The sequence below is a fragment of the Acidimicrobiales bacterium genome, assembly GCA_025455885.1.
GTDB lineage: Bacteria > Actinomycetota > Acidimicrobiia > Acidimicrobiales > Acidimicrobilacustridaceae > Rhabdothermincola_A.
Map to the genome: position 1 here is coordinate 122,200 of JALOLR010000006.1, position 13,053 is coordinate 135,252.

Genomic DNA, 13,053 nt, shown 5'->3' on the forward strand with positions numbered 1-13,053 from the left:
CGTCCCCCTATGGCCCGCATCCTCGTCACCGAAGCCATCGCCGACGGCGGTCTCGACCGCCTCCGGGCCGCCGGCCACACCGTCGACGTCCGGGAGGGGCTGAGCCCCGACGAGCTCCTCGCCGCCGTCCCCGGAGCCCATGCGCTCATCATCCGCTCGGCCACGCAGGTCTCCGCCGAGGTCCTCGCCGCCGCCGGCGACCTGGTCGTGGTGGGCCGGGCCGGCATCGGGCTCGACAACGTCGACGTCGCCGCGGCCACCGAGCGCGGCGTGATGGTCGTCAACGCCCCGCAGTCGAACATCCTCTCGGCGGCCGAGCAGACCATGGCCCTGCTCCTGGCCCAGGCCCGCAACATCCCCCAGGCCCACGCCGCGCTGGTGCAGGGCCGCTGGGAGCGCAGCCGCTGGACGGGCGTCGAGCTGGCCGACAAGACCCTCGGGGTGATCGGTCTCGGCCGGATCGGCAAGCTCGTCGCCCAGCGGGCGATGGCCTTCGGCATGCGCATCGTGGCCCACGACCCGTTCGTCTCGCCCGAGATGGGGCGCAAGATGAACATCGAGCTCGTCGACCTCGACACCCTCATGTCGGTGAGCGACTTCGTCACCATCCACGTCGCCAAGACCCCCGAGACGCTCGGGCTCATCGACGCCGACCGCCTGGCCAGGGCAAAGCCGGGCATCCGCATCATCAATGTGGCCCGGGGCGGGATCGTCGTCGAGGCCGACCTCGCCGCCGCCATCGAGAGCGGGCACGTCGGCGGGGCCGCCCTCGACGTCTTCGCCACCGAGCCCACCACCGAGTCGCCCCTCTTCGCTCTGCCGCAGGTGATCGTCACCCCGCACCTCGGGGCCAGCACCCACGAGGCCCAGGACAAGGCCGGCGACACCATCGCCGACATGGTCGAGCTGGCCCTGGCTGGCGAGTTCGTGCCCTTCGCGGTGAACGTCAACGCCGCCGAGGCGAGCGAGACCGTGCGGCCCTTCCTCTCCCTCGCCGAGCGGCTCGGCGCGCTCTTCGCCGGTCTCACCGGCGGCGTGAGCGACCTCGAGATCACCTACGAGGGCGAGATCGGGGGCTACGACACCCGGATCCTGACGCTGTCGGTGCTCAAGGGCTTCTTCGGGCGCATCAGCGACGACCCGGTGAGCTACGTCAACGCCCCGAAGCTGGCCGAGGAGCACGGGATCGGGGTCATGGAGTCCGCCACGACGACCTCGCACCACTACGTGAACCAGATCGGCATCCGAAGTGCCGGCCACTCGATCTCCGGCACGCTCGTCGGCCTGGAGGGCGAGGCCCGTCTGGTGGGGATCGACGACCACCGCATCGACGTCCCGCCGGCGCGCCACATGCTCGTCGTGCGCAACGACGACCGTCCCGGGATGATCGGCCGGGTGGGCACGATCATGGGTGAGGCGGGCATCAACATCGCCGACATGGACGTCGGGCAGGCCGCCACCGGCGAGTCGGCGTTGATGGTCCTGGCCACCGGGGAGGCCACGCCGGTGGAGGTGTGCGACGCCCTCCGCGCCGTCGAGGGCATCGTGTCGGTGGCGGCGCTCACCTGATCGGCGGCGAACGGGGTTGACGATGTGCCGCCCTCCCGGCACACTGACCCGCATGTCCGCCGTCCCGACGCCCTTCGAGCTTCTCCTTATGTAGGGCGAGCGCCCCGATATCGGTGCTCGCCGAACCTCCTGTGCCCACCAGGCCGGGAGGTTCTTGCGTTTTCGCACCGACTGCGCTCGCCCCCTCGTCTCCGGTCCACCCTCCTCCCGCCCCCGAAAGGCACGCTGATCACCATGGACACCACCCCCGACCCCGTCCGCCAGGTCGCCGACGACCCGAACCGCCTGATCATCTTCGACACGACGCTCCGCGACGGCGAGCAGTCGCCCGGCATCGCGCTCGACCAGGGCGAGAAGGTCGAGATCGCCGAGCAGCTCGCCCGCCTCGGGGTCGACGTCATCGAGGCCGGGTTCCCCATCGCCAGCCAGGGCGACTTCGAGTCCGTGCAGGCGATCGCCCGATCCGTCGTCGGCCCGGTCGTGTGCGGGCTGTCCCGCACCGCCCGCAAGGACATCGACCGCTGCTGGGAGGCCATCGAGCCCGCTCCCCGGCGGCGCATCCACGTGTTCATCGCCACCAGCGAGACGCACATGACCCACAAGCTCCGGATGACCCCCGACCAGGTGAAGGCCGAAGCGGGCGCCGCGGTCGCCCATGCCCGCCGGTACACCGAGGACGTGGAGTTCTCCCCGGAGGACGCGTCGCGGTCGGACTTCGACTTCATGTGCGAGGTCCTCCGCATCGCCGTCGACAACGGGGCCACGACGTTGAACATCCCCGACACCGTGGGCTACGGCATCCCCGAGGAGTACGCCAAGCGGCTCCGCGACATCCGTGACATCGTCCCCGGCGACTACGTGATCTCGACCCACTGTCACAACGACCTCGGCCTGGCCGTGGCCAACTCGCTGGCCGCGGTGCACACCGGGGCCCGTCAGGTGGAGTGCGCCATCAACGGCCTCGGCGAGCGCGCCGGCAACGCCGCCCTCGAAGAGGTGGTCATGGCCCTGCGCACCCGGGCCGACTACTTCGGCGGTGTCGACACGGCCATCCGCTCCGAGGAGCTGGCCCGGACCAGCCGTCTGGTGAGCCGGCTCACCGGTTACCCGGTGCAGTACAACAAGGCGGTGGTGGGCCGCAACGCCTTCGCCCACGAGGCCGGCATCCACCAGCACGGCGTCCTCACCGAGCGCACGACCTACGAGATCATGGATCCGGCCGCGGTCGGGCAGGGCGAGTCCAAGATCGTCATGGGGAAGCACTCGGGACGCCACGCCCTGGCCGACACGCTGAAGAAGATGGGCTACGACCTGCACGGCGACGCCCTGAACCAGGTGTTCAACCGGTTCAAGGAGCTCGCCGACCGCAAGGTCGAGCTGAGCGACGCCGACCTCGAGGCGCTCGTCGCCGAGGAGATGGGCGACACCGTCCGCTACGCCTACCAGCTCAGCTCGATCGACGCCCACGGCGGGTCGAGCACGACGCCGACGGCGACGGTGGTCATCGACTCCGACGGCGAGAAGCTCGAGGCCACCGCCGAGGGTGACGGCATGGTCGACGCGGCCTGCAAGGCCATCAAGTCGGCCACCGGGATCGACGGTGTGCTCACCGACTACACCGTCACGTCGGTGAGCGGCGGGGTGGACGCCCTGGCCGACGTCGCCCTGCGCTTCGAGGTCGACGGCATGTCGATGCCGGGTCGGGGGCTGTCCACCGACGTCGTGGAGGCCTCGGCTCGGGCGTTCCTCAACGCCATGAACCGCATCGTGCGGGTCCGCGACTCGGGTGAGGACCCGACCGCGGTCGATCGCCCCGGCTCGCTGCGCCAGCGGTGATCACGCCTCGGTGGGGGTGCTCCTCGGCATCCACGACGGGCGGGTGGCCTCGTAGGCGGTGATGGCGTCCTCGTTGGCGAGGGTGATCCCGATGTCGTCGAGACCGTTGAGGAAGCGGTGCTGCGTGGCCTCGTCGAGGGGGAACTCGACGTCGAGCCCGATGGCCGGGGCCGAGAGCCGGCGGGTCGCCACGTCGATGGTGATCTCCAGCGTCGGGTCGGCCTCCACGGCCCGTAGGAGCTGCTCGCCCACCTCGTGGCTCACCACCACCGGCACGAGGCCGTTCTTGGTGGCGTTGTTGCGGAAGATGTCGCCGAAGCGGGGCGTGACGACGGCGGTGAAGCCGTAGTCCACGATCGACCAGACGGCGTGCTCGCGTGACGAGCCGACGCCGAAGTTCTCCCCTGCGACGAGGATCGACGCGCCGGCGAACTGCGGGAGGTTCATCACGAACTCCGGGTCCTCGCGCCATTCGGAGAACAGCCCCTGGCCGAAGCCGGTGCGTTCGACCCGCTTGAGCCAGTCGCTCGGGATGATCTGGTCGGTGTCGACGTCGGAGCGGTCGAGGGGGAGGGCGGTGCCGGTCAGGGTGGTGACGGGATCCATGGGGAGTCGCTTTCAGTCGAGGTCGCCGGGAGCGGCGAACGTGCCGGCGATGGCGGTGGCGGCGGCCACGGCGGGGGACACGAGGTGGGTGCGCCCGCCCTTGCCCTGCCGGCCTTCGAAGTTGCGGTTGGAGGTCGAGGCGGCCCGCTCGCCGGGGGCCAGCTTGTCGGGGTTCATGGCGAGGCACATCGAGCACCCGGGTTCGCGCCACTCGAAGCCGGCGGCGGTGAAGACGTCGTGGAGGCCTTCGCGCTCCGCCTGGCGCTTCACCTGGAACGAGCCGGGCACGACCATGGCCCGCATGCCGTCCTTGATCCGCCGTCCGGCGGCGACCTCGGCGGCGGCGCGGAGGTCCTCGATCCGGGAGTTGGTGCACGAGCCGATGAACACCGTGTCGACGGGGATGTCGCGGATGGCCGTGCCTGCGGACAGGCCCATGTACTCGAGGGCCCGTTCGGCGGCGTCGCGCCCCGAGGCGTCGGCGAACTCGTCGGGGGACGGGACCTTCCCGCTCAGCTCGACGACCTGGCCGGGGTTGGTGCCCCACGAGACGTAGGGCCTCAGGACGGAACCGTCGATGGTCACGACCTTGTCGAAGGTGGCGCCCTCGTCGGTGGGCAGGCTGCGCCAGTGGTCGAGGGCCTCCTCCCACTCGCGCCCCGTCGGGGCGTGGGCCCGGCCCTCGAGGTAGGCGAACGTGGTGTCGTCGGGCGCGATGAGGCCCGCCTTGGCCCCGGCCTCGATCGACATGTTGCACACCGTCATGCGGCCCTCCATCGACAGGCCGCGGATCGCCTCGCCGCGGTACTCGATCACCGAGCCGATGCCGCCCCCGGTGCCGATGCGCCCGATGATCGCCAGGATGAGGTCCTTGGCGGTGACGCCGTCGGGGAGCGTGCCCTCGACCTCGACGGCCATCGTGCCGGGCACGTGCTGGTGCAGCGTCTGGGTGGCGAGGACGTGCTCGACCTCGCTGGTCCCGATCCCGAAGGCCAGCGCCCCGAAGGCGCCGTGGGTCGCGGTGTGGCTGTCACCGCAGACGATCGTCATGCCCGGCAGGGTGAGGCCCTGCTCCGGCCCGATGACGTGGACGATGCCCTGGCCGGACGAGCCCATCGGGTGCTCGACGATCCCGAACTCGTCGGTGTTGGCCCGCAGCACCTCGACCTGCTTGCGCGAGATCGGATCGGCGATCGGCCGGTCGATGTCGAGCGTGGGCACGTTGTGGTCCTCGGTGGCCACGGTGAGGTCGGGCCGACGCACCGTGCGCCCCGCCATGCGCAGTCCGTCGAAGGCCTGCGGGGAGGTGACCTCGTGGACGAGGTGGAGGTCGACGTAGAGGACGTCGGGCTGCCCTTGTGCCCGGTGGACGACGTGGGCGTCCCAGATCTTCTCGCTCAGGGTCCTGGCGGCCATGGTCGGTGCCTTTCGCTGCGATGGGGAGCCCGTGGCGCACGGGCTCGGGTCCGAGCGGGGGTTGTGTCTCATTATTTGGGACAGTAGTCTCGGCCCGTGGGATCGAGTGTAGGTGGTGTCGGTGTCATCGACAAGGCGGTGCTCCTGTTCGACGCCCTCGAGCACGGGCCGTCCAGCCTCGCCGAGCTCGTGGAGGCCACCGGGCTGAGCCGTGCCACCGCGCACCGCCTGGCCGTCGCCCTCGAGAGCCACGGCCTGGTCGGTCGGGATGACGAGGGACGTTTCGTGCTCGGCAGCCGCCTCGTCTCGTTGGGCAGGGCGGCGGCTCGCGGCCATTCCCTCGTCGAGGTCGCCGACGCGGCCATGGCCGAGCTCCGCGACGCCACCGGCGAGAGCGTGCAGCTCTACGTCCGCGAGGGCGATCGTCGGGTCTGCGTCGCCGCTCTCGAGTCCCCGCACGGGCTGCGCACCATCGTCCCCGTCGGCGCCCGTCTCCCTCTGGGCGTCGGGTCCGGCGGGCGACTGCTCCTGCCCGACGCCGAGGTGCCGACCCGGGGCTGGGTCGACAGCGTGGGCGAGCGCGAACCGGGGGTGGCCTCGGTCAGCGCGCCGGTGCTCGACCCGGAGGGCAGGATCCTGGCGGTGGTGAGCGTCTCGGGACCGGTGGAGCGGACCACACGGGCTCCCGGTCGGCGCTACGGGGCCGCGGTGGTCGCCGCAGCCCGGCGCATCGAGCTCGCCGCCCGGACGGTGTGACGGTCGGCCCTCCCGGTGGTGCCGGAGCGCACTGGAACCGCCTCACCGCGAGCGGCAAGAGTCGTGAGGTGAGCGACGACCTCGACGAGCGGCCGCTGGCGGCGATCGACATCGGCACCAACTCCTTCCACATGGTCGTCGCCCGCGTCGCCGCGGATGCCGGGGCGCCCGGCGCACCGGCCTTCGAGGTCATCGCCCGCGAGAAGGAGATGGTGCGCCTCGGCTCCGGGTCCGGGGACATGAAGCAGCTCTCCGCGGACGCCGTCGAGCGGGGTGTGGCGGCCCTCGGTCGCATGGTCCGGATCGCCGCGATCCACGACGCCTCGGTCCACGCCGTGGCCACCTCGGCAGTGCGTGAGGCCGAGAACGCCGCCGAGTTCATCGACCGGGCGCGGGTCGAGGCCGGCGTCGAGGTCGAGGTGATCTCCGGGGTCGAGGAGGCCCGGCTCATCCACCTCGGCGTGCTCCAGGCGGTGCCCGTGTACGAGGACCGGATGGTGCTGATCGACATCGGCGGGGGGAGCACCGAGATCCTGGTCGGCCAACGCGGCGAGACACTCGCCGCGGGCAGCCTGAAGCTGGGCGCCATCCGCCTCACGAGGCGCTTCTTCCGCAGCGCCTCGCTGCACCCCGGTGCCGTCGACAGCTGTCGACGGCACATTCGCAGCTCGCTCGTGCCCATGGCCCGGGAGGTCGAACGCGCCGGCTTCGACGTCGCGGTCGCGTCCTCGGGCACCGCCGAGGCGGTCGTGGCCATGGTGTACGCGGGCCGGGACGAGGACCCGGCCCCGCGCTCGTTCAACAACGCGACGGTGACGCGTCCCGAGGTCGCCAGGGTGGTGAGGCGGCTCGCCCAGGCCCGCACCCTCGACGAGCGTCGCCGCCTCCCCGGGATGGACCAGAGCCGGGCCGACATCGTCCTCGGCGGCGCACTCATCCTCGACGAGGCGATGGCCTCGCTCGGCATCGAGGAGCTGGTGTTCTCCGACAACGCACTCCGGGAAGGTGCGTTGCTCGACGCGTTGGCCCGCCGCCGAGGGGCGACCCTGCACCACCTCCGGGACCTGCGGCGGCGCTCGGTGCTCCACCTCGCCCTCGCCATGGACGACGAGCCCGAGCATTCGGCGCGCACCGCCGAGCTGGCGCTGGAGCTCTTCGACGGCACGAAGCGATGGCACGGACTCGACGACCGGTGGCGTGAGCTGCTCGAGGCGTCGGCGCTGCTCGCCAACGTCGGGCGGGCCGTGTCGCACTCCGAGCACCACAAGCACAGCTACTACGTCATCCGCCACTCCGATCGGCTGGCCGGGTTCACCGACCACGAGATCGAGCTCATCGCTCTCGTGGCCCGGTACCACCGCAAGAGCCCTCCCAAGGCCAAGCACGTCGAGTTCGCCCGTCTCCGTCCGGACGACCGGGACGCGGTCACGGCGCTGGCCGGGATCCTGCGGGTGGCCATCGCCCTCGACCGCTCCCACCGTGGCCCGGTGGAACGGGTGCAGGTCACCAGCGCCAACGGCTCCGGGCCGCTGCGGCTCGTGGTCCACGGCGCCCCCGGCGCCGACCTCAGCCTGGAGCTGCACTCCGGCAGCGAACGCAAGGACCTGCTCGAACGGGTCCTCGGCCACCGCATCGAGCTCGTGCCGGCCTGAGCGCCGGGCCGAGGTCAGCCGCCGGTGACGTGACGGCAGGCCTCGACGAGGGAGGGCACGAACGCCGGGGGATCGGTGGCGCACACGTCGTGGGCGCCGTCGATCTCCCAGAGGCGCGCCCCGGGAATGGCGTCGGCCAGCGCGCGCTGTCGCCGGACCGGCACCGTGGTGTCGAACCGCGTCAACAGCACCGCCGTGGGGACGTCGACGTCGCCGATCCAGCCCTTGGAGGAGAACGCCGACAGCGCCCGGCCCGCCTCCAGGATGGACCGGAGGTCGTTCAACCGCGACTGCTCGCGGGCCCACGTGCCGAGGGGCGTGTCGTCGTAGCGGGCCACGACCACGCGATCGGCCACCCGTCGGCGCATGCCGGGGGGCGTCGCGCGTGCGGCGTAGGTGAGGCCGGCGATCACCCCGAACGCGGCGTGCTCGCTCGGGTGGCTCTTGAAGTTGCGGGCCGTGGAGCACAGCACGAGGCCTGCCACCCGGTCGGGGTGGCGGCGCCACAGGAGTTGGGCGATCGGTCCGCCCATCGAGTAGCCCACGGGCACCACCTGCCCGATGCCGTGCACGTCGGCGAGCGCGGCGACGTCGTCGGCGCAGTCCTCCAACCGGAACCGCCGCCAGGTGCGCAGGCCGCGCCCGTGCCCGCGGTGGTCGATGGCCAACACCCGGAAGTGGGCCCCGAGCGGTTCGTAGACCGGGAACCAGTTGAGTGCGGAGTTGGCCGTCCACCCGTGGAGGAGCACCACGACCGGCGCACCCGGGGGACCGGCGACCTCCCGTACGAAGGTGGCACCCCGCCCGGGCAGCTCGACCACCCTGCCCGGCGGGAGACCCGGGGTCGGGAAGGGGGCGGCCTCGGGGTCGGGCGTGACGGTCGGGGGATCGGGCGGGAGGGCTTCGGGGGTCGCGGAGTCGGAGACCGGGGGCTCTGAGGCCGGGGGATCGGCCGTGCTCACGAGGTCAGTTCTCGATGTCGACGATCTCGACGCGCAGCGCGCCCCCCGGTGCCTCGTAGGAGACCACGTCGCCGATGCGATGGCCCATGAGGGCCTCGCCGAGGGGCGAGCGGGGCGAGACCACCTCGACATCGCCGTGGCGCTCCTCGATCGAGCCGATGAGGAACCGCTCGGCGTCGTCCTCGCCCTCGTAGCAGATCGACACCACGACACCCGGGGTGACCGAGTCGGTGCCGCCGGCCTCCACGATCTCGGCGTCGAGGAGGATCGCCTGGAGGTGGCGGATGCGGCCCTCCATCTTCCCCTGCTCCTCCTTGGCGGCGTGGTAGTCGCCGTTCTCGGAGAGGTCGCCGAGCTCGCGTGCGGCCTGGATCTTGCGGGCGATGTCGACGCGTCCGTGGGTGGTCAGCTCCTCGAGCTCGGCGCTGAGCCGGTCGTGCGCGGACTGGGAGAGATGGTGGACCTCGGGCATCGTGCGCATCGTACCCAGCGTCGCGGAGGGAACGCCGCACGGGCGCAGCGCTGTGGGTACACTTGCGCCGTGTCCTGCGCCCTTCCGACCCCGGTAGCGATCATTCGGTAGCGCACGCCGTACGGTGTGCGCTTCTCAGGCCGTCCACTTGGTGGGCGGCTTTGTCGTTGTAGGGGCCCCGCGCACCGTCGGACCCGGACACCGTCCCCCTCTCCACCGGAGCACACGTTGAGCCACACCATCGGAGTCATCCCCGGCGACGGCATCGGCCTCGAGGTCGTTCCGGAGGCGTTGAAGGTGGTCCGCGCCGCCGGGGTCGACGTCGACACCGTCGACTACGACCTCGGCGGCGACCGCTACCGGCGCGACGGCGTCGTCCTCGACGACGCGACCGTCGCGGAGTGGCGCGGCCTCGACGCCCTCCTGCTCGGCGCGGTGGGCACGCCCGACGTCCCCCCGGGGCTCATCGAGCGCGGGTTGCTGCTCAAGATGCGCTTCGATCTCGACCTCTACGTCAACCAGCGGCCGTTCCTCGCCCCCGACGGGTCGCACGACTTCGTCGTGATCCGGGAGAACACCGAGGGCACCTACGCCGGGGAGGGCGGCTTCCTGCGCAAGGGCACCGAGCACGAGATCGCCACCCAGGGGTCGGTGAACACCCGGTTCGGCGTCGAGCGCTGCATCCGCTACGCCTTCGAGCTCGCCCGTTCCCGTGACGCCCGCCACCTCACGCTGGTGCACAAGACGAACGTGCTCACCTTCGCCGGCGACCTCTGGGACCGGGCCTTCAGCGCCGTCGCCGCCGAGTACCCCGACGTCACGACGGCCTACAACCACGTCGACGCCGCCTGCATCTACTTCGTCGAGGACCCCGGGCGCTACGACGTCATCGTGACCGACAACCTCTTCGGCGACATCCTGACCGACCTCGGTGGCGCCGTCTCCGGCGGCATCGGACTGGCGTCGTCGGGGAACCTCAACCCGGCCCGCACCGGTCCGTCGATGTTCGAACCGGTCCACGGCTCGGCGCCCGACATCGCCGGGCAGAACCGCGCCAACCCGGTCGCCGCCATCCTCTCGGCGGCGATGATGCTCGACTTCCTGGGCGAGGCCGACGCCGCCGCCCGTATCCGCGCCGCCTGCGCCGACACCTCGACGCTCACCGGCTCGACCACCGAGGTCGGCGACGCCGTCGCCGCCCGCCTCCAGCCTTAGGGGAACCCCGTGCCCATCACACCCACCGAGAAGATCTGGATGAACGGCGAGCTCGTCGACTGGGACGACGCCCGCATCCACGTGCTCACCCACACCCTCCACTACGGCATGGGGGTCTTCGAGGGCGTGCGCGCCTACGAGACCTCCGAGGGGCCCGCCGTGTTCCGGCTCACCGACCACATGATCCGCCTGCACAACTCGGCGAAGATCATGGGGATGGACATGCCCTACTCCGTCGAGGAGCTGGTCGCGGCCACCAAGGACGTCGTGCGGGCCAGCGGGCTGCCGTCGGCCTACATCCGCCCCATCGCCTACTACGGCTACGGCGAGATGGGCCTCAACACCCTGCCGTGCAGCGTCGACGTGTCGATCGCCTGCTGGCCGTGGGGCGCGTACCTCGGGGAGGACTCCGTCACCAAGGGCGTCAGCATGAAGGTCTCCTCGTGGACCCGCCACGACCACAACACCATGCCGCCCGCCGCGAAGACGACCGGCAACTACGTCAACTCGTCGCTCGCGAAGGTCGAGGCCCTGAGGGCCGGTTACGACGAGGCGATCATGCTCAGCCCGCAGGGCTTCGTCAGCGAGTGCACCGGGGAGAACATCTTCGTCGCCCGCGACGGCGTCCTCATCACCCCGCCCGTCGCCGCCGGGGCGCTGGAGGGCATCACCCAGGACACCGTCATGGCGATCGCCGCCGACTTCGGCTTCGAGACCCGCTTCGACCTGCTCACCCGCAGCGACGTCTACGTGTGCGACGAGATGTTCGTCTGCGGCACCGCCGCCGAGGTGTCGGCGGTCAACGCCGTCGACGACCGTCCCATCCCGTGCCCCGGGCCGATGACCACCGCCATCGCCGCCGAGTACGCCCGCACCGTCCGTGGTGAGGTCGACCGCTACAAGGACTGGTTGGAGCATGTCAACTGATCCGACCCCCGTCGGTCCCACGGCCGCCGGCACCCCGGCCATGCCCGCGGCCGTGGACATCTTCGACACCACGCTGCGCGACGGCGCCCAGTTCGAGGGCATCTCGCTGTCCGTGGAGGACAAGCTCCGGGTCGCCGAGCAGCTCGACTGGCTCGGCGTGCACTGGATCGAGGGTGGCTACCCGCAGGCCAACCCGAAGGACGAGGAGTTCTTCCGACGGGCTCCCTCGGAGCTCGACCTGACCACGGCCCGACTCGTGGCGTTCGGCTCCACGCGCCGCCCGGCGGGCAAGGTCGACGTCGACCCGACGCTCGCCGCGCTGGTGGGGGCCAGCACCGGCACGGTCTGCATCGTGGGGAAGAGCTGGGACTTCCATGTCACCGAGGCGCTGCGCACCACCCTCGACGAGGGCGTGGCGATGGTGGGCGAGTCCGTGGCGTTCCTGGCCGGGGAGGGGCTGCGGGTCTTCTTCGACGCCGAGCACTTCTTCGACGGCTACAAGGCCAACCCCGAGTTCGCCCTGCGCGTCCTCGAGGCGGCGGCGGTCAACGGCGCCGCAGTCGTCGTGCTGTGCGACACCAACGGCGGCTCCCTTCCCCACGAGGTGCAGCGCATCACCGGCGAGGTGACGTCGCACTTCGGCTCCGACGTGGCGGTGGGGATCCACACCCAGAACGACTCGGGGTGCGCGGTGGCGAACTCGCTGGCCGCCGTGCTCGGCGGCGCCACGCAGGTCCAGGGGACCATCAACGGCTACGGCGAGCGCACCGGCAACGCCAACCTGATGACGGTGATCCCCGACCTCACCCTGAAGCTCGGGGTCGCCACCCTCCCGCCGGGGCGCCTCGAACGCCTGACCGTCGTCAGCCACCGCGTGGCCGAGCTCGTGAACCTCCCGCCCCAGCCCGCTGATCCGTTCGTCGGCATGTCGGCGTTCGCCCACAAGGGTGGGCTCCACACCAGCGCCCTCGGGCGGGCCGGTGGTGCCACCTACGAGCACGTCGATCCGGCCGTCGTGGGCAACCACACCCGGGTCCTCGTGTCCGACCTCGGGGGACGGGCGGGGATGGTGATGAAGGCCAACGAGTTCGGCCTCGAGCTCGACGACCGGGCCGCGGCCACCCTCAGCGAGGAGCTCAAGCGCCTCGAGAGCGAGGGGTGGCTCTTCGAGGCCGCCGACGCGTCGCTCGAGCTGTTGATGCGACGCGCCGCCGGGTGGGAGCAGCCCTGGTTCCAGGTCGAGGCCTACCGGGTGTCCAGCTACCACCGCGAGGGCCCCGTCATGCCGGCCGGCGAGGTCGAGGTCAGCGTCGAGGCGACCGTGAAGCTCTGGATCGACGGCCGCCGGGTGGCGGCGGTGGGGGAGGGCAACGGACCGGTCAACGCGCTCGACGCCGCGGTTCGGCGCGCCCTCAACGGGCGCTTCCCCGTCCTCGACCGGATCCACCTCACCGACTTCAAGGTGCGGGTCGTCGACGGCGGGGCGGCCACCGGGGCCATGGTGCGGGTGCTGGTCGACTCCACCGACGGCGAGCGGGTGTGGACCACCGTCGGCGTCGACAGCAACGTCATCGAGGCGGCGTGGCAGGCGCTGATGGACTCCATCGAGTTCGGTCTGCTCCACGGGCACGGCTGAGGGGCC

At 71.5% G+C, this 13,053-nt stretch carries 11 protein-coding genes; 7 read left to right on the top strand and 4 right to left on the bottom strand.

Annotation, left to right across the window (positions count from 1 at the left end):
* Positions 1-9: 9 nt before the first annotated feature.
* A complete protein-coding gene (gene serA, locus MUE36_06775) occupies positions 10-1,569 on the top strand; it encodes a phosphoglycerate dehydrogenase (GenBank protein ID MCU0310629.1) in 1,560 nt (519 codons plus the stop codon).
* A 234-nt stretch (positions 1,570-1,803) separates the two neighbouring features.
* Positions 1,804-3,405: a 2-isopropylmalate synthase gene (locus MUE36_06780; protein ID MCU0310630.1), complete on the top strand. Its 1,602-nt coding sequence runs from the start codon at positions 1,804-1,806 to the stop codon at positions 3,403-3,405.
* Here the strand turns inward: MUE36_06780 and leuD are convergent, their stop codons facing one another.
* Together leuD and leuC are read right to left on the bottom strand one after the other, a co-directional pair.
* Positions 3,406-4,011 (bottom strand): 3-isopropylmalate dehydratase small subunit, encoded by a 606-nt coding sequence (leuD, locus tag MUE36_06785; GenBank protein ID MCU0310631.1) that lies wholly within the window; start codon positions 4,009-4,011, stop codon positions 3,406-3,408.
* A gap of 12 nt (positions 4,012-4,023) precedes the next feature.
* Complete coding sequence (leuC, locus tag MUE36_06790; GenBank protein ID MCU0310632.1) at positions 4,024-5,427, bottom strand: 3-isopropylmalate dehydratase large subunit; 1,404 nt, start codon at positions 5,425-5,427, stop codon at positions 4,024-4,026.
* 96 nt (positions 5,428-5,523) lie between these two features.
* Here leuC and MUE36_06795 point away from each other — a divergent pair, with 96 nt between their 5' ends.
* Positions 5,524-6,183 carry an IclR family transcriptional regulator gene (locus MUE36_06795; GenBank protein ID MCU0310633.1) on the top strand — a complete coding sequence of 220 codons (660 nt, stop codon included), beginning with the start codon at positions 5,524-5,526 and terminating at the stop codon, positions 6,181-6,183.
* A 68-nt stretch (positions 6,184-6,251) separates the two neighbouring features.
* Positions 6,252-7,835, top strand: a complete 1,584-nt coding sequence (locus tag MUE36_06800) for a Ppx/GppA family phosphatase (GenBank protein ID MCU0310634.1) — start codon at positions 6,252-6,254, stop codon at positions 7,833-7,835.
* A 14-nt stretch (positions 7,836-7,849) separates the two neighbouring features.
* On the opposite strand, the gene MUE36_06805 is transcribed toward MUE36_06800, so the two are convergent.
* On the bottom strand, positions 7,850-8,797 hold the full coding sequence (locus MUE36_06805) for an alpha/beta hydrolase (GenBank protein ID MCU0310635.1): 948 nt from the start codon (positions 8,795-8,797) through the stop codon (positions 7,850-7,852).
* A 4-nt stretch (positions 8,798-8,801) separates the two neighbouring features.
* Positions 8,802-9,269 (bottom strand): transcription elongation factor GreA, encoded by a 468-nt coding sequence (locus tag MUE36_06810; protein ID MCU0310636.1) that lies wholly within the window; start codon positions 9,267-9,269, stop codon positions 8,802-8,804.
* A 228-nt stretch (positions 9,270-9,497) separates the two neighbouring features.
* Here MUE36_06810 and MUE36_06815 point away from each other — a divergent pair, with 228 nt between their 5' ends.
* The 3 genes from MUE36_06815 to cimA are packed head-to-tail and all read left to right on the top strand — an operon-like array spanning position 9,498 to position 13,047.
* The gene (locus MUE36_06815; GenBank protein MCU0310637.1) at positions 9,498-10,484 is read left to right on the top strand and encodes a 3-isopropylmalate dehydrogenase; all 987 of its coding nucleotides are present in this window, start codon (positions 9,498-9,500) and stop codon (positions 10,482-10,484) included.
* Between the two features lie 9 nt (positions 10,485-10,493).
* Positions 10,494-11,411, top strand: coding sequence for a branched-chain amino acid transaminase (locus MUE36_06820; GenBank protein ID MCU0310638.1), 918 nt, complete (start codon positions 10,494-10,496; stop codon positions 11,409-11,411).
* Positions 11,401-13,047, top strand: coding sequence for a citramalate synthase (gene cimA, locus MUE36_06825; GenBank protein ID MCU0310639.1), 1,647 nt, complete (start codon positions 11,401-11,403; stop codon positions 13,045-13,047). The genes MUE36_06820 and cimA overlap by 11 nt, the downstream gene beginning before the upstream one ends.
* The last annotated feature ends 6 nt before the right edge of the window (positions 13,048-13,053 follow it).